The sequence below is a fragment of the Pseudomonas sp. GW456-E7 genome, assembly GCF_059424105.1.
In genome coordinates this window covers 35,480-52,435 of record NZ_JBWKZB010000031.1, presented here as the reverse complement: position 1 = coordinate 52,435, position 16,956 = coordinate 35,480, and the positions used below count along the sequence as shown (strand labels likewise).

The window sequence follows — 16,956 nt, the reverse complement described above, 5'->3', positions numbered from 1 at the left end:
CCTGTTAGTGGGCGACGGCAGCAGCGCCGTGTTCGTCAATCAGCGCACCGTTGTGGAAACGGTCGATGGAGAAAGGTGCGGCCAACGGGTGCATTTCACCCTTGGCCAGGCTTGCGGCAAACACGTTGCCCGAGCCCGGTGTGGCCTTGAAGCCGCCGGTGCCCCAACCGCAGTTGAAGAACATGTTCGGTACCGGGGTTTTCGAGATGATCGGGCAGGCATCCGGGGTGGTGTCGACGATGCCGCCCCACTGACGGTTCATGCGCACACGCGACAGCACCGGGAACATCTCGACGATGGCCTGGATGGTGTGCTCGATCACCGGGTACGAACCACGCTGGCCGTAGCCGTTGTAGCCGTCGATACCGGCGCCGATCACCAGGTCGCCCTTGTCGGACTGACTGATGTAACCGTGCACGGCGTTGGACATGATCACGCTGTCGATAATCGGCTTGATCGGCTCGGACACCAGCGCTTGCAGCGGGTGGGATTCGATCGGCAGGCGGAAACCGGCGAGCTTGGCCATGTGCCCGGAGTTACCGGCAGTCACCACGCCGACGCGCTTGGCGCCGATGAAGCCCTTGTTGGTTTCCACGCCGATGCACACGCCGTTTTCCTTGCGGAAACCGATCACTTCGGTCTGCTGGATCAGGTCCACGCCAAGGGCGTCGGCGGCCCGGGCAAAGCCCCAGGCCACGGCATCGTGACGGGCCACGCCGCCGCGACGCTGGACGGTTGCACCCATTACCGGGTAGCGAGTGTTTTTCGAGCAGTCGAGGTACGGGATCTCGTTGGCCACTTGCTTGGCATCGAGCAATTCGCCGTCCACGCCATTGAGGCGGTTGGCGCTGACCCGACGCTCGGAATCACGGATGTCCTGCAGGGTGTGGCACAGGTTGTAGACGCCGCGCTGGGAGAACATCACGTTGTAGTTCAGGTCCTGGGACAGGCCTTCCCACAGTTTCATCGCGTGTTCGTACAGGTGGGCCGACTCGTCCCACAGGTAGTTGGAGCGCACGATGGTGGTGTTGCGCGCGGTGTTACCGCCGCCCAGCCAGCCTTTCTCGACCACGGCCACGTTGGTGATGCCGTGTTCCTTGGCCAGGTAGTAAGCCGTGGCCAGGCCATGCCCGCCACCGCCGACGATGACCACGTCGTAGACCTTTTTCGGGGTCGGTGTGCGCCACATGCGCTGCCAGTTTTCATGGTGGCTGAGAGAGTGTTTGAAGAGGCCGAAGCCCGAGTAGCGTTGCATAGTCATTTACTCCAAAACCGCACTCAGCGATAAACCGGGAAGTCCGCGCACAGGGCTGCCACTTGCTCGGCGACATTGGCCTCGACATCGGCATCGCCGAGGTTGTCGAGGATGTCGCAGATCCAGCCGGCCAACGTGACGCACTGGGCCACCTTGAAGCCGCGCGTGGTCACCGCCGGGGTGCCGATGCGCAGGCCGGAGGTCACGAACGGCGACTGCGGATCGTTCGGCACAGCGTTCTTGTTCACAGTGATATGGGCGCGACCGAGGGCGGCATCCGCGTCCTTGCCAGTCAGGCCCTGACGGATCAGGCTGACCAGGAACAGGTGGTTGTCGGTACCGCCGGACACTACATCGTAGCCGCGTTTGATAAACACGCCGGCCATGGCCTGGGCGTTGTCGATCACTTGTTGCTGGTAAGCCTTGAAGCCGGGCTCCAGCGCTTCCTTGAAGCACACCGCCTTACCGGCGATCACGTGCATCAGCGGGCCGCCCTGGGCACCCGGGAAAACTGCCGCGTTGAGCTTCTTCTCGATTTCTTCGTTGGACTTGGCCAGGATCAGGCCACCACGCGGACCGCGCAGGGTCTTGTGGGTGGTGGTGGTGACCACGTCGGCGTACGGCAGCGGGTTCGGGTACAGACCGGCAGCGACCAGACCGGCAACGTGAGCCATGTCGACGAACAGCAGCGCACCGACCTTGTCGGCGATCTGGCGGAAGCGCGGGAAGTCGAGGGTCTTGGAGTAGGCCGAGAAGCCGGCAACGATCATCTTCGGCTTGCACTCGACGGCCAGGCGCTCGACTTCGTCGTAGTCGATCAGACCGGTCTTGGTGTCGATGCCGTACTGCACGGCGTTGTACAGCTTGCCCGAGGACGACACTTTGGCGCCGTGGGTCAGGTGACCGCCGTGGGCCAGGCTCATGCCGAGGATGGTGTCGCCGGCTTGCAGCAGGGCCAGGTATACGGCGCTGTTGGCCGAGGAACCGGAGTGCGGCTGGACGTTGGCGTAATCGGCGCCGAACAGTTGCTTGGCGCGCTCGATGGCCAGGGCCTCGACCTTGTCGACGTGCTCGCAGCCACCGTAGTAGCGCTTGCCCGGGTAACCTTCGGCGTATTTGTTGGTCAGGCCGCTGCCCTGGGCCTGCATCACGCGCTTGCTGGTGTAGTTCTCCGACGCGATCAGCTCGATGTGATCTTCCTGACGTTGCTCCTCGGCATTCATCGCCGCCAGCAGTGCATCGTCGTAACCCTGGATCTGGTCTTGCTTGCTGAACATCGCGTCTCTCCCAGCGGCGGCGGTGCGCCATTCGTCTCGGTGAGGCACTGGCTTTTCGGCAGTGCCCTTTGGTAGCGATGGTATGACTGGCTTGGAGTCGTCAAATGCCTACGGGCGCCACGCAAAGGTGCGTTTACGACATGGGAAGAAATGGCAGGCCAAACACGACCGTCGATCCAGCGCAGATCCCCTGTGGGAGCGAGCTTGCTCGCGATAGCGGCATCACATTCAACATTGATGTCGACTGACCCGCCGCCATCGCGAGCAAGCTCGCTCCCACAGGTCAGGCGATGGCCTGTCGCACTGCGAGCAACACCAGGAAATGCAGGGGATAGAGCGCATACGCCCAGCGGCGCATCGGGGGTGGTTTTACGTCATGGACGTGTCGCAACAAGAACAGTCCGAGCCATGGCGCAATCAGACAAGCGGCGATGGCCGGAATGGCCGCGTGGTTGCCCAGCCGTGCCGCGTGATACAGCACCTGCCATTGATTGGCCGCCACACAGACCAACCCGGCCAACAGCCCGAAATACCAAGGTCGTCGAAACACCAGCAGCATCACCCACGGCAACAACACGCCAAAGAAACCGAACATCAGTCGCTCTGAGAAAATACCCGCCAGCACCAATGCGCCCGCTGCCAGCAGCCGCGATGCAAGCCCTGGCTGCTGCCAGCCACGAACCACCAGCAAGCCCAGGGCAAGGGTGGGCAGCACGTTCAAGGTGTCGGGATGGGGAATGAACATCCGGTAGGGAACTTCACTCACCGCGCTAAACAGCAACAACCACCCCAGATAGCGCCACTGGCCACCGGTCGTCGTTGTCCGCTCGCGCGCCAGATTGGCCGCCATCGCCAGGCAGAACCACGGAAACGCCAGGCGCCCCGGCACATACAACCAATCGGCGGAATAACCGACATATCGCAGGTGATCGAGCAGCATGCTCAAAAGCGCCAGCCACTTGAGCATATCCAGTGCCCCGTCGCGCTGCTTCAAGTGCATGGTCTTGTGCATGATCACGTGCATAATTGCCCTTCGACACTGTATTTTCCCCACAGCGACATCCTGTGCGCTCCACCTGACGATCTTGGGTACAGAGCGCACCCTCATTGACCACGGGACGCTTCACCATAGGCATCTCGACCACGGAAGCAGGCCATGACCGACAAGAGCCAACAATTCGCCAGCGACAACTATTCCGGCATCTGCCCTGAAGCCTGGGCGGCCATGGAACAGGCCAACCACGGCCACCAGCGCGCCTACGGTGACGACGAATGGACCGCCCGCGCGTCCGACGATTTCCGCAAACTGTTCGAAACCGACTGCGAAGTGTTTTTCGCCTTCAACGGCACCGCCGCCAACTCGCTGGCGCTGTCCTCGCTGTGCCAGAGTTACCACAGCGTGATCTGCTCGGAAACCGCTCACGTCGAAACCGACGAATGCGGCGCCCCGGAGTTTTTTTCCAACGGCTCCAAACTGCTGATCGCCCGCACTGAAAACGGCAAGCTGACCCCGGAATCGATCCGCGAGGTCGCGCTCAAGCGCCAGGACATCCACTACCCGAAACCTCGCGTGGTGACCCTGACCCAGGCCACCGAAGTCGGCAGCGTCTACACCCCGGACGAAATCCGCGCCATCAGCGCCACCTGCAAGGAGCTGGGCCTGAACCTGCACATGGACGGCGCACGCTTCTCCAACGCCTGCGCATTCCTCGGCTGCTCCCCGGCCGACCTGACCTGGAAGGCCGGCGTCGACGTGCTGTGCTTCGGCGGCACCAAGAACGGCATGGCAGTGGGCGAGGCGATTCTGTTCTTCAACCACAAACTCGCCGAAGACTTCGATTACCGCTGCAAACAGGCCGGGCAGCTGGCTTCAAAGATGCGCTTCCTGTCGGCACCCTGGGTCGGCATTCTGGAAAACGACGCCTGGCTCAAATACGCCAACCACGCCAACCGCTGCGCGCAATTGCTGGCCGAACTGGTCAGCGACATTCCTGGCGTGGAGCTGATGTTCCCGGTGCAGGCCAACGGCGTGTTCCTGCAACTCTCGGAACCGGCCATCGCTGCCCTGACCGCCAGGGGCTGGCGTTTCTACACCTTCATCGGCAACGGCGGCGCACGCTTCATGTGCTCGTGGGATACCGAAGAAGCGCGCGTGCGCGAGCTGGCGAAAGACATTCGTGAAGTGATGAGCGCCTGAAATTGCTACTGCCAGCGGCGGGCGCTACAGAGTTTCGCCTGCCGTTTGTCGGCCCTGGTATTTCTTACAGTTCCAGATCTGGATTTCGCCAGTGTAGGTTTTGCCGACCTGAAAATGATTCTTCGCAGTATTTCAGGAACTATGGCCTGTCGAACATTCGATAGGAAAACCGAGTTCCAGAGAGCGCAATCCAAATGAAAGATAAAACCTTGGTCCAACTCCTGAAAAGCGACTCCAAAAGCCCTTCTGCTCCCGTTTTAGTCAGCTGGGAGGAAGTTCACAAATATGCCCACATCGGCGACACCGTTAAAATTAGGTTTAACGAGTTCCAGATCAGGCACAAAGAATACGCGGGGGATGAAATTAACGGGTTCGAAATAACGCTGTACTACTGAAGAAAAACTGATGGCTCCGACAGCCCACATCATCGATTGATAACGACTTGATTTACACCCTTATCCTTTGTGACGAGGTGCTTTGCGCCTCGCCACAATGGCCTCCACTTGCCGCAGTCGCTGCGGATTGAAACCTCCAGAAACCCTCCCTCAAACCGACGCCTGCGAGACTTCGTCTACATTGTTTGTCGAGCCGATCCGCTCACATAACAACAATCTGGAGCGTCAGCATGTCATTGCAAGGCAAAACCCTGTTCATCACCGGCGCCAGCCGCGGCATCGGCCGCGAGATAGCGCTGCGGGCCGCACGCGATGGGGCCAACATCGTGATCGCCGCCAAAAGTGCCGCCCCCCACCCCAAGCTGCCGGGCACGATTTTCAGCGTGGCCAAGGAAGTCGAAGCCGCAGGCGGCAAGGCGCTAGCCTTGCAGGTGGATGTACGTGAAGAGGATGCCGTACGTGAGGCGCTGGCCCGGGCCAACGAACATTTCGGCGGTATCGACGCGCTGATCAACAACGCCGGGGCAATCAAGCTGACCGGAGTCCAGCACCTTGAACTGAAACGCTTCGACCTGATGCACCAGATCAACACCCGTGCCGTACTGCTGTGCAGCCAGGCTGCGCTGCCGTACCTGAAGAAGTCCGGCGGCCACATCCTCAACCTGTCTCCGCCGCTGAACCTGGCCACCAAGTGGTTCGCCCAATACAGCCCCTATACCGTCACCAAGTACGGCATGAGCATGCTGACCCTGGGCATGAGTGAGGAATTCAGGAATTACGGCATCAGCGTCAACTCGCTGTGGCCACAGACGATGATTGCCACCGCGGCCATCGAGTTTCAGTTGGGGTCGAAGGAATCGTTCAAGCATGCGCGAACGCCTGCAATCATGGCGGATGCGGCACATGTGATTCTGAGCAGCACAAACCGCAGCCTGACCGGGCGGTTGTTGATTGATGAGGAAATACTGCGGGAACACGGCGCGACCGAGTTCGAACACTATCGGTTCGCGCCCGACAGCAGCGACAAGCTGATGACAGACCTGTTTATTGACTAAAACCCTCCCCTGTAGGAGCCAGCCTGCTCGCGATGAACCTGAGAACGCCGCGGGGTGCCAGGTTGCCAGCGTCATCGTTGACGTCCATCGCGAGCAGGCTCGCTCCTACAGAGGATTCGCGGCTGTCAGAATTCGATGCGCACGTCGCCCTTCGGCACGCTGCAGCACGACAGGATGAACCCTTCGGCTTCGTCTTCCTCGGTGATCCCGCCGTTGTGCTCCATCTCCACTTCGCCACCCAGCTTCAACACCTTGCAGGTGCCGCAGATGCCCATGCCGCACGCTTTCGGAATCATCAGGCCGACCTTGGCCGCCGCCGCATGCACGGTCTCGCCCGGGGCCACGCGGATGCTCTTGCCGGAGGCGGTGAACTCCACTTGGTGCAGGTCCGCGGCGTCGACTTCCGGTGCCTCGGCGGCCTGCTCGGCGTGCTCCACCGCATCGGCGCGCGCCTCTGGCGGGGTCGCACCGAAGGATTCTTCGTGGTAACGCGACATGTCGAAACCTGCGGCTTCCAGCAAGCGCTTGACCGCGTTCATATAAGGCGTCGGGCCGCAGCAGAATACTTCGCGCTCAAGGAAGTCAGGCGCCATCAATTCAAGCATTCTGTGGTTCAGGTAACCGCGATAACCGGCCCAGGGCTCACCCATGCCGTGCTTCTCGCAGATCAGGTGCAGGCTGAAGTTCTCGATCCGCGACGCCATGTGCTCCAGCTCGCGGTGGTAGATGATGTCTTTAGGCGAACGGGCGCTGTGGATAAACACCATGTCGACATTGCCGTTGGTGTCGTAGAACCAGCGCGCCATGGACATGACCGGCGTGATACCCACGCCGCCGCTGAGGTAGAGCACCTTCGGCGCGGTGAAGTCCATGGCATTGAACAGCCCGACCGGGCCGTGCACCGCCAGCTCCTGGCCTTCGTGCAGGGTGTCGTGCAGCCAGTTCGAGACCTTGCCGCCCGGCACGCGCTTGATGGTCACCGAAAAGCTGTACGGCACCGACGGCGAGCTGGAAATGGTGTACGAACGCATGATCGGCTGGCCTTCGATTTCCAGCTCCAGGGTGACAAACTGCCCCGGCTTGAAGAAGAACAGGATCGGCTGGTCGGCCATAAAGCAAAAGGTGCGCACATCCCAGGTTTCCTGGATGACTTTGACGCAACGGACGATGTGTCGACCATTGGCCCAGGTCTGGGTGGTTACCGGATTCAGGAAGCTGTTGGACATGCTGATCTCCACGGCCGACTGTCGGCCTTCATGTTGGCGATTCTGCGTATAGCGCGGATCACCCATTTACCTATCTGCGACATTGACATGCTTATCGCGACCAGCCCCCAACGACCGGGGCTTGCGCGTCGGGAACAGATTGCACCATGTCGCCCATGGATAAGGTTCTGGCCAGCGCCGGCCCCACACTCGCCCCATACCAAGACACATTCTTTACACCTTGCGTAGCAACCCCTGATTAGCCACTTTCGCCGGCCACGCAGATGGCCTTGAGGATAAAACGATGGACGTCACTACTACCCTGAGCCTGGGCGATCCGCTGGAACCCGCACGCAAGGCCACCGCGCAAATGCTGCAGGAGCGCGAGCGCACGTTCTCGCTGCCGCAGCCGTTTTACTCCGACGAGCGCCTGTTTGATATCGACATGCAGGAAATCTTTCAGAAAGAGTGGCTGATCGCCGGCATGACCTGCGAGATCCCCACCAAGGGCAACTACCTGACCCTGCAGATCGGCAAGAACCCGATCATCGTCATCCGTGGCGCCGAAGGCGTGGTCCACGCGTTCCATAACGTCTGCCGCCACCGTGGCTCGCGCCTGTGCACCAGCGAAAAGGGCAAGGTCGCCAAGCTGGTTTGCCACTACCACCAGTGGACCTACGAACTCGACGGTCGCCTGCTGTTCGCCGGCACCGAGATGGGCGCCGACTTCGACATGAATCAGTACGGCCTCAAACCGGTGAACGTGAAGACTGCCGGCGGCTACATCTTCATCAGCCTGGCGGAAAACCCGCCAGCCATTGATGACTTCCTGTCGACGCTGAACCATTACATGGAACCGTACGACATGGAGAACACCAAGGTGGCGATCACCACCACCTTGATGGAAAAGGCCAACTGGAAGCTTGTGCTAGAGAACAACCGCGAGTGCTACCACTGCAACGCATCGCACCCGGAACTGCTGAAAACCCTGCTGGAATGGGACGACGTCACTGACCCACGCGCCGACCAGGCGTTCAAGGACCACGTGGCCGCTTCCGCCGCCGCCTGGGAAGCCGAGAAGATCCCGTACGCCCACGCCAGCTTCGGCCTGCGCAACCGCATCGTGCGCATGCCGCTGCTCAAGGGCACTGTGTCGATGACCATGGACGGCAAACAGGGCTGTGCCAAGCTGATGGGCCGCATCAAGAACCCGGACCTGGGCTCGATGCGCATCCTGCACCTGCCGCACTCCTGGAACCACTGCATGGGCGATCACATCATCGTGTTCACCGTGTGGCCGATCAGCGCCCAGGAAACCATGGTCACCACCAAGTGGATCGTGCACAAGGATGCGGTCGAAGGCGTGGACTACGACGTAGAGCGCATGCGCCAGGTCTGGGACGCCACCAACGACCAGGACCGTCGCCTGGCCGAAGAGAACCAGCGCGGCATCAACTCCACCGCCTACCAGCCTGGCCCGTACTCCAAGACCTATGAGTTCGGCGTGGTGAACTTCGTGGACTGGTACAGCGAGCGCCTGTTGAGCAACCTGGGGGCCGAGCCTGCGCCTTACCTTAAAGGCGTTCCAGTACAAGGCTAAATCCACTCCCTGTAGGAGCGAGCTTGCTCGCGATGAGCCTGAGAACGCCGCCGGGTGTCAGGTTGCCAACGTTATCGTTGACGTCCATCGCGAGCAGGCTCGCTCCTACAGGGGGCTTGCCCGCCATTCATAGAACTGTACGAAATATGACCTATCTCGTTCAGACCTATGCCCGCCGCACCTCCCAGCCTTCCGCAAACAAGTTATCCACATCTCCACCCACAGCTATTGGGGACAACTGTGGATATGCTGGAAATTTTCTTCACAAAAACCAAAGAAAAACCGTGACTTATCCAGAAGCCTGCTTCTACGGATGGACTGGTCGTTTTTTGATCTAAAGCCTGAAAGCCACGCCCAGCATGGCGTTCAGAGGATGGCAAACACCTTATCCACAGAAGCGCCAACAGACTTTGGGGTTAACTTGGAAGGCTCTGTGGAAAACCGCTGAAACCTTGAAAAATCCAGCGTTTGCGTGAAAGCCGACGATGCAAAACCGCCTTTTGATCATTTTATGATCAGATGCCTGTACACCTCTGTTTACAAGGCCTGCAGCCGATAGCAAACATCTTATCCACAGAAGCGCCAACAGAGATTGGGGGCAAGTCTGGGTTAACAGCAGCACTTATCCCCTTGAAAAAGCTTGGAAAAACCACGAACCAGGCTGGTTGTTTTTTGAACTACGCCTTACAGGGCTTGATTTACATGGGCCGTAGCGAGGGGCGAACATGTTATCCACAGAACCACCAACAGGGATTGTGGGTAAACACCAACGCGTTCAGACCTTATTGAAGCATGAGCGACCTGAGTCCAGATCCAGGTTCAATTCAAAGTCTTTGAAGGCGCGCCAACCGAGCAATATCGACGGCACGTATTGCCCGTCCAGCAGCGACGGCGGGATGGTGAAGCCCGGGTAGTATTTGTAGCTGACCGCCATGATGTTGCCTTGCATGACCAATACGCCGTCGAAGCGTTGAAAGTGCTTGTCGCCGCCGGTGTAACCGTTCGAGCTTCCCGGTGTCAGTGCCTGCATGGCATTGACCTGCCTGCCAGGTAATGCGGACGTCAGGTAGTCGACATTTCCTGTATCGATGATGGCCTGTGTTGTCCGGCGATCCAGCTGTGCGGCAACCACCAGCCGCTGGTTGAGATCCACGCGATTGAAGGCAATGAACGCATCGCAGCGCCTGGCAGGCGCAGGATTGAGCTCCAGGGCGCTTCTGGTGATCTTCAAGCGCCCCAGTTTGCTGATCAGGTCCAGCCCCAACAAGTTATCCCGGTCGCTGACAAACACCAGGACATTCCTGAACTCGCGGGTGCCGACTTTGAGTGACCGGAGAATGCCCAGCCTGGCGGCCAGGCCCTTTTCGCCATAAAAGGTGCTGTAGCGATACTGAGCATCGGGCAACAACCTGATGCCCATCTGTTTCGCAGTGTCGATGTTGACCCGGGTTTGCGGTGCGCCGGTATCCACAACAAAACGCGCCGAAGCACCATTGGGCCCATCGACATCAATAAAGGGCAGCACCTCGCCAGCGACATAAGCGTCGTTGGCCTGCGGATGGATGCGCAGCACTTCATGCTGTGTCGAACCCTTTATGGAAAAGTTGCCGACCGCCGCCAGGATCGCCAGCGATTGGTGGCCAAACATGGAAAACAGTGGTTTCAGATCGGCGCTGGCCTCGATCGCTCGTGCATGTTTTTTCTTGATCGCCAGATAGTATTCGGGGATCTGGTTGGCGGCTTTGGCCTCCAGCATTCTGGCGAAGACGGAGACGGAACAGCTGAGGTTCTTCGCAGCGTCCAGCACCTTGTCACATTGCTGTCGCAGCTGCGTCAGAGACGCCTTTTGTCCCTGCTCGGAGGTTATCCACTGATAAAAATCCGGATCGAGCGCAGCAGGGTTGTCAGGAGTTTTTGCCTTGGGGGCAGCCATCAACTCCGGCGATAAACACATGAAACCTGCAACGAACATCAGGCACCGACAGAACGCCTTCATATCCAGCCCACTCATAAAAACCGGGTTTTATAAGTATGCGCTGAATGTCTGAATGATCCCGAAACCGTGCTGCACCCTTAAACAGCGCATGAAAACTGTAGCTCACCGCGTTGGCAGTTGCAGTACGAGGCTTGGAATCTGAGGTCTGCACCTTTCATCTCAAGTAGCACTTGTCCTATCAAAACCTGTTCTACACTCAGGCGAGCAGTTAATTTCAATGGCCTGGGTTATTGAAGAAGTCCTTGGCAGGCATGGAGGTTAAACGGTGATGTGGCACGGCAAGCTATCATTGATAGCGCCTCGCCATCACTGCGCCAAAGGTTTTACGCTGATTGAATTACTACTGACGCTGGCTCTGCTAGCCACTCTTTCGACAGTAGCTTATCCGCTGACGGCGGTGATGGGACAACGCGACCGGGAACTCGAACTGCAACGTTCATTGCGGGAAATACGGCGGGCGATTGATTCTTATAAAGAAGCCGCAGATGACAAGCGCATTGAACAAAGCATCAGTGCCAGTGGTTACCCTCCCAATTTGCAAGCATTAGTCCAGGGCGTCACGGACAAGAGTGATATCAAAGGCCAAAAGATATTTTTTTTGCGTCGTATCCCCCGCGACCCGGTGTGCGAGTGCCCTGAACTTTCACCGATTGATACCTGGCAATCGCGCAGTTACCGAAGCAGTCCCGACAACCCATCCGAGGGAGAAGATGTATTTGACGTTTCATCCCGCAGCCAACGGAAGAGTTTAAATGGAACGCCTTACAGTCAATGGTAGCAACAACTTGCGTGGTTTCACCCTGATCGAACTGCTGGTGGTCATGGCGATCATTGCCACCCTCATGACGCTCGTCACTCCCCAATACTTTCGCCAACACACCAAGGCCCAGGAAACCGTGCTCAGGCATAACCTGGTTTCACTGCGCCAGTCGCTGGACCAATATCGTGAAGATCACGGCAAGAGCCCCGACTCACTCCAGGAACTCGTAAGCCGTCGTTACTTGCGGGAAATCCCCCTCGACCCCCTTACCGGCAAGCGTGATACCTGGCAACTACAAGCATCCGATGAGCACGGCCTGGGTGATGTGCGCAGCGGTGCCACAGGTCAAGCCAATGACGGAACGGCTTATTCAGATTGGTAAAAAGCACTAACTCGAGCGCCTATAATAGGCACCAGGCGTTCAATAACTTCCCCGTCGCGATGCCCTATCTTCCTTTTTATCTGCACACGACCGTTCGTCGTAACTGTTATTTCTAACAGCTGGTGGCAGATGCTCGCTTGGCGTATCTATTTATTACCGGATTTAACTTCTGCAGTTTTCGAGCTCACTCCAAGTAGAGCGAAATAAGTATGCCAATGGAAAAATACACTTCGACTGTTCAAAAAAATATTGAGCCATCTAATGCTCGAGAATTTCTATTAAACACGCGAGCACACGAAAAGATCTCTAGCAACGACAACACCCGCACTATGACCAACAAAGGGTGCATTCGTGCTTCAGGCCAACGTACTGACGGAACCCCCTATGCAGACGAGTAGGCAGCACCAACGAGGCTCGGTGTTCATAGGCATGCAGGTTTCAGTGGCGATTGTCGCGGTGATGCTGCTGGAGGCGGGCACGCTTTGGTCCAGCGTGATGCAACGCGAGCGTGAGTTGGAGCTCCTGGCCCGAGGCGGAGAAATTCGCCGGGCCATCGGCCTGTATTACGAGCATGGCAAAACCTTTCCCAAAACCCTCGACGACCTGGTACTGGACCGCCGCCTGCCCACCATTCAACGCTACTTGCGCCGGGTCTATGAGGACCCTCTGCTCGGTACCAACGAGTGGGGCCTGATCCCGGGCCCGGGCGACACCATCATGGGCGTCTACAGCACCGCAAAGGGAACCCCTTTCAAGCAAAGTAACTTTTCAAGGGAAAACCAAAGCTTCTCAGGACAAGGCAGTTATCAAGGGTGGATGTTTCTGTATGGCCCTGGACAGAGTAACCCTCCAAAAAGCGTCACGCCCCATGGAGCTCAACCAACCGGATAAAGCCTACCGCAACAACTTACCCTGATTGTTCCATGCAGTTCGGAACACGTTTATCTGAATTGAAGGTGGACACAAAAATGAAGAATTTACAGCAAAAAATTCGACACCTGCTTGGGTGGGCGATGGCGGCGTTCTTGGTACCCACGCTGATCTGGGCCCATGGTGCAGTGGATGATCCCGCTTCACGACAGGTGTATTGCCGTGCGCTCCCAGACTTCTGGGGAGGCTCCAGTGATCCGGCCTGTAAAGCTGTGCATGAAGTGAACGGAACATATCCGGGGCAGCAATGGAACGAAGTGTCCAAGGAGATCAAAGACTATAACGATCAGAGCACTGTCGAAGAATCGATACCGGATGGCGAACTCTGCTCGGCAGCTGACAAAAAAAATAAGAATGGTCTGAATTTACCTTTGGCCACGTGGCACAAAACAACCATAAGGCCCGTAAATGGCGAAACGCCGGTGCGCATTATTGGCACAGCGCTTCATGTACCCAGCTTCGTGAAAATTTACCTCAGTAAACCCGGCTATAACGCTGCGACGACGGAACTGAAGTGGAGCGACCTGGACTTAATCTATGAAGCACAGTTGACTAAGGATGACGTCCGCACCAACTGGGGCGAGCATCGTCCGAAGGTTGATGCGAATGCTTACTTCGAGTTCGACGTAAAAATTCCGCAAGGTCGTTCGGGTGACGCCGTACTTTTTACCCGGTGGCAGCGCAAAGATCCGGCTGGCGAAGGTTTCTACAACTGTAGCGACATCACCATTGCCAGTGGTGGGACACCTGATCCACTGCATGATCTGGGTCCATTTATTGCCTCCGGGATGGATCGCCTCAAGCCTGGGGACTCCGTGCACTTCCGCATCATGGACGATACGCCTGCCGCCAAGGAAATCGTTAATATCACCCACCCGATCGACCAAAGCAACTTGAACCAGAATGTCTGGGGTCGTCAGGTGGCTGAGCAAGTGGGCTCGAACATCGCCAAAATAGGTGAAAAAAACGGCAGCAATGTGGTCTTCAACACCACCAACGCTGCCGCCAACTCTGTTTATGCAACCAAAGAGGCTTACACCAAAGCCATGTCCATCATCTCCGGTGGTGGTGAGACGCCTGTCAATCCAACGCCCCCGGAAGCAAGGATTACCGGCCCAACCTCATTGGTGTCAGGACAGACTTATACCTTTTCTGGCAAGTCCTCAGTCGGGTACAACGGCAAGTTGGACTTTAATTGGACACCCGCTGGAGATACCGGAACAATCAATGCCGACACAGTCACATTCAAAGCCTTCCCCTCCACAGTACCGGCAGAACACACTGTACTGTTGACCGTAGTCGATCGGCAGAACAAAACATCCCACCAAGCCAAATTGAAGGTGATCATTAATCCGGCCGACAGCGGCAGTTATCCCCCTTATGTAAAGAACAAAACACCTCCATATGCCCCTAATGAGAAAGTTTCGAACAAAGGTGCAAACTATCAATGCAAAGGCAGTACTGCGAGTGGGTGGTGTTCGCAATCACCGCCCCATTACGAGCCAGGTGTAGGTAGTGACTGGACAGATGCCTGGGACAAAATCGATTAACTACATTCCCAGTAGTTTCTACCAGGCAAGCGCCGCGCTTTATTGTGCGGCGCGTTTTAAAGAAGCAATAAGTTAGTGCAATTACCCATAAAAAAATTACTGTTTCACAGCCAATCACAGGTACAAAATTTCAAGATAAAGCGAAATCAGCAACACCTTAAATACCGTGACGTAGCTCTACCGGCGGTGCCTGTGTCATTACGGGCCGGGAGAGTTACGCACAACCACTTTACCTTGGCACTCCCAACAGGGTATTTCCATGCGCTCGCTATCGATACCTCGTACTGCCTCACACTCACAACAGGGCTTCACCCTATTAGAACTGCTCGTTGTTCTGCTGATCATCGCCCTGCTCGCCGGTTACGTCGGCCCCAAGATGTTCGATCGACTTGAATTGGCCAAGGTGCAATCCGCCAAAGGCCAGATGAAGTCCTTGGGCGATACCTTGAATCAGTACCGCCTGGACAACGGTCATTACCCCAGCGAAGCCCTGGGCTTGAAAGCGCTGACCGAACGCCCGGCCTCCGAACCCAATTGGCATGGCCCTTATCTGCCCAAAGGCGCACCACCAGACCCGTGGAATAATCCCTATCTGTTCAAAAACCCCGGCGCAGCCCACGAGGTCGAAATTATCTCCCTTGGGCGCGATGGCCAGGCAGGCGGCGAAGGGACTAACGCTGACATCGTGTTTGGTCAATGAACATGCACCCTTTCGTCCTCGCACTGGGCGCTTTGTTTTTGATCAACGGCGCACACGCCAATTGTTGGCAACTGGCGGGCAGCCGTTACCACATAGACCCATTATTGCTTTACGCCATCGCCAAGGTTGAGTCGGGCTTGAACCCGTCCGCCCGCAATCTCAACAGCGACGGCAGCCATGACATCGGCCTGATGCAAATCAACAGCCGCCATTTGCCGGCATTGGCGCAGTTTGGCATTACCGAACAACACCTGCTGACTCAACCCTGCACCAGCGTGATCGTCGGAGCCTGGGTGCTCGCCGGGTTCATCCGCGAGAAAGGTTACGACTGGCAAGCCGTCGGCGCCTATAACGCCGGTACGCGCCCCGGGCGCGATGCCCGGCGCTCGCGCTACGCCGCCACCGTCTGGCGTTACTACGGCGAACTGCAGCGACGCCGCCAACAACTGGCCGGGCAGACACCATGAGCGACTTCGAAGCGCGCATCATCCGCGATGGCCATTTGCAGACCCTGCGCATCCAGGCTCCGGACCTTGCGCAGGCACGCCGGCAACTGCAGGACGACGGTACGCAGATCATCTCTGTGCAAGCGCGTCGTGAGCTGAAACTGCCCAGCCGTCGCACAAAATTTGCCCTGGGCCTGTTCATCCAGGAACTGGTGGTACTGCTGGACGCCGGCCTGGTGCTGGTAGAAGCAGTGGAAACCTTGCGCGACAAGGCGGAGCCCGGCGTCAATCGGCAGGTCATGAGTGAACTGCTGGAATCGATGTACCAAGGCAACGCACTGTCCCGGGCGATGCAGCTCAAGCCACAGACGTTCCCTTCACTGTTGATCGCCACCGTGGCTTCCTCGGAGCACAGCGGCCAGTTGTCCGTCGCCCTGCGACGTTATCACCACTTTGAGGCGCATCTGGAAACGGTGAAGAAGCGCGTCAGCGGTGCACTGATGTATCCCCTGGTGGTACTGAGTGTCGGGGCGTTGGTCCTGCTGTTCCTGTTGTTTTTTGTGATCCCCAGATTTGCCTCGGTGTTCGATGCGGTAGCCGATCTGCCGGCCACGGCCCGGTTCATGGTTTGGTGGGGCGCACTGGTGCAAGCGCGTGGGATGGAGCTGATGCTTGGCGCCCTGGCTGCTGTCGCCGGCCTGGTGCTGCTGTTGCGCAGCGCTGCCTTCAAGCGCCGGGCCGCCACACTATTCTGGAAAATTCCGAGCCTGGGTGCCCAACGCACGCTGTTTATCCTCGCCCGGTTTTATCGTACCGCCGGCATGCTGTTGATGGGCGGGATGCCAGTGGTCACGGCGATCGAGCTGTCCGGAGCTCTGCTGCCCAGTGAGCGCCAGGGCGCACTGCGCCAGGCCATGACCGACATCCAGGCCGGTCAACCGCTGTCGACTTCTCTGGCACGCCATCAACTGACCACCGCTGTCGCTGAACGCCTGTTGCGGGTGGGCGAGCAAAGCGGTGAATTGGCGGCGATGTGCGAGCGCATCGCGCAATTTCACGACGAAGCGCTCGAACGGGCCATCGAATTGTTCAGCAAGGTCTTCGAACCGCTGCTGATGCTGGTGGTCGGCGGCTTGATCGGGCTGATTGTGTTCATGTTGTACATGCCGATTTTCGAGCTTGCGGGCTCAATCCAGGGATAAAAAGCC

Annotated in this window: 15 protein-coding genes; 10 read left to right on the top strand and 5 right to left on the bottom strand. The window is 58.0% G+C overall.

What is annotated here, in order from left to right; all coding sequences use genetic code 11:
* Positions 1-4: 4 nt before the first annotated feature.
* From AC07YV_RS19495 to AC07YV_RS19485, 3 genes are all read right to left on the bottom strand, one after another.
* Entirely contained in the window at positions 5-1,255 is a 1,251-nt protein-coding gene (locus AC07YV_RS19495; protein WP_102700713.1) for a sarcosine oxidase subunit beta, read from the bottom strand.
* 23 nt (positions 1,256-1,278) lie between these two features.
* Positions 1,279-2,532 (bottom strand): serine hydroxymethyltransferase, encoded by a 1,254-nt coding sequence (gene glyA, locus AC07YV_RS19490; RefSeq protein ID WP_015097125.1) that lies wholly within the window; start codon positions 2,530-2,532, stop codon positions 1,279-1,281.
* 283 nt (positions 2,533-2,815) lie between these two features.
* Complete coding sequence (locus AC07YV_RS19485) at positions 2,816-3,556, bottom strand: TraX family protein (RefSeq protein WP_494990345.1); 741 nt, start codon at positions 3,554-3,556, stop codon at positions 2,816-2,818.
* Between the two features lie 132 nt (positions 3,557-3,688).
* Between AC07YV_RS19485 and AC07YV_RS19480 the strand changes: the two genes are divergently transcribed.
* Together AC07YV_RS19480 and AC07YV_RS19475 are read left to right on the top strand one after the other, a co-directional pair.
* Positions 3,689-4,729, top strand: coding sequence for a threonine aldolase family protein (locus AC07YV_RS19480; protein WP_102700712.1), 1,041 nt, complete (start codon positions 3,689-3,691; stop codon positions 4,727-4,729).
* 625 nt (positions 4,730-5,354) lie between these two features.
* Positions 5,355-6,179 carry an SDR family oxidoreductase gene (locus tag AC07YV_RS19475; protein WP_102700710.1) on the top strand — a complete coding sequence of 275 codons (825 nt, stop codon included), beginning with the start codon at positions 5,355-5,357 and terminating at the stop codon, positions 6,177-6,179.
* 125 nt (positions 6,180-6,304) lie between these two features.
* Here the strand turns inward: AC07YV_RS19475 and gbcB are convergent, their stop codons facing one another.
* Entirely contained in the window at positions 6,305-7,405 is a 1,101-nt protein-coding gene (gene gbcB, locus AC07YV_RS19470) for a glycine betaine monooxygenase reductase subunit (RefSeq protein WP_102700709.1), read from the bottom strand.
* Positions 7,406-7,688: 283 nt separating this feature from the next.
* Here gbcB and gbca point away from each other — a divergent pair, with 283 nt between their 5' ends.
* Positions 7,689-8,984 carry a glycine betaine monooxygenase oxygenase subunit gene (gene gbca, locus AC07YV_RS19465; RefSeq protein ID WP_102700707.1) on the top strand — a complete coding sequence of 432 codons (1,296 nt, stop codon included), beginning with the start codon at positions 7,689-7,691 and terminating at the stop codon, positions 8,982-8,984.
* 775 nt (positions 8,985-9,759) lie between these two features.
* On the opposite strand, the gene AC07YV_RS19460 is transcribed toward gbca, so the two are convergent.
* Entirely contained in the window at positions 9,760-10,917 is a 1,158-nt protein-coding gene (locus AC07YV_RS19460) for a retropepsin-like aspartic protease (RefSeq protein ID WP_494990344.1), read from the bottom strand.
* Positions 10,918-11,248: 331 nt separating this feature from the next.
* Here AC07YV_RS19460 and AC07YV_RS19455 point away from each other — a divergent pair, with 331 nt between their 5' ends.
* The 7 genes from AC07YV_RS19455 to AC07YV_RS19425 all read left to right on the top strand — a co-directional run bounded on the left by AC07YV_RS19455 (position 11,249) and on the right by AC07YV_RS19425 (position 16,950).
* Entirely contained in the window at positions 11,249-11,758 is a 510-nt protein-coding gene (locus AC07YV_RS19455; protein ID WP_102700705.1) for a type II secretion system protein, read from the top strand.
* Positions 11,733-12,122, top strand: a complete 390-nt coding sequence (locus AC07YV_RS19450) for a type II secretion system protein (RefSeq protein WP_102700704.1) — start codon at positions 11,733-11,735, stop codon at positions 12,120-12,122. The genes AC07YV_RS19455 and AC07YV_RS19450 overlap by 26 nt, the downstream gene beginning before the upstream one ends.
* A 429-nt stretch (positions 12,123-12,551) precedes the next feature.
* Positions 12,552-13,013: a type II secretion system protein gene (locus AC07YV_RS19445; RefSeq protein WP_494990343.1), complete on the top strand. Its 462-nt coding sequence runs from the start codon at positions 12,552-12,554 to the stop codon at positions 13,011-13,013.
* A 32-nt stretch (positions 13,014-13,045) separates the two neighbouring features.
* The gene (locus tag AC07YV_RS19440; RefSeq protein WP_494990342.1) at positions 13,046-14,602 is read left to right on the top strand and encodes a lytic polysaccharide monooxygenase; all 1,557 of its coding nucleotides are present in this window, start codon (positions 13,046-13,048) and stop codon (positions 14,600-14,602) included.
* Positions 14,603-14,861: 259 nt separating this feature from the next.
* Positions 14,862-15,302, top strand: a complete 441-nt coding sequence (gene gspG / locus AC07YV_RS19435) for a type II secretion system major pseudopilin GspG (protein WP_102700703.1) — start codon at positions 14,862-14,864, stop codon at positions 15,300-15,302.
* 2 nt (positions 15,303-15,304) lie between these two features.
* On the top strand, positions 15,305-15,769 hold the full coding sequence (locus AC07YV_RS19430) for a transglycosylase SLT domain-containing protein (RefSeq protein WP_102700737.1): 465 nt from the start codon (positions 15,305-15,307) through the stop codon (positions 15,767-15,769).
* Positions 15,766-16,950, top strand: a complete 1,185-nt coding sequence (locus tag AC07YV_RS19425) for a type II secretion system F family protein (protein WP_102700702.1) — start codon at positions 15,766-15,768, stop codon at positions 16,948-16,950. The genes AC07YV_RS19430 and AC07YV_RS19425 overlap by 4 nt, the downstream gene beginning before the upstream one ends.
* Positions 16,951-16,956: the final 6 nt, after the last annotated feature.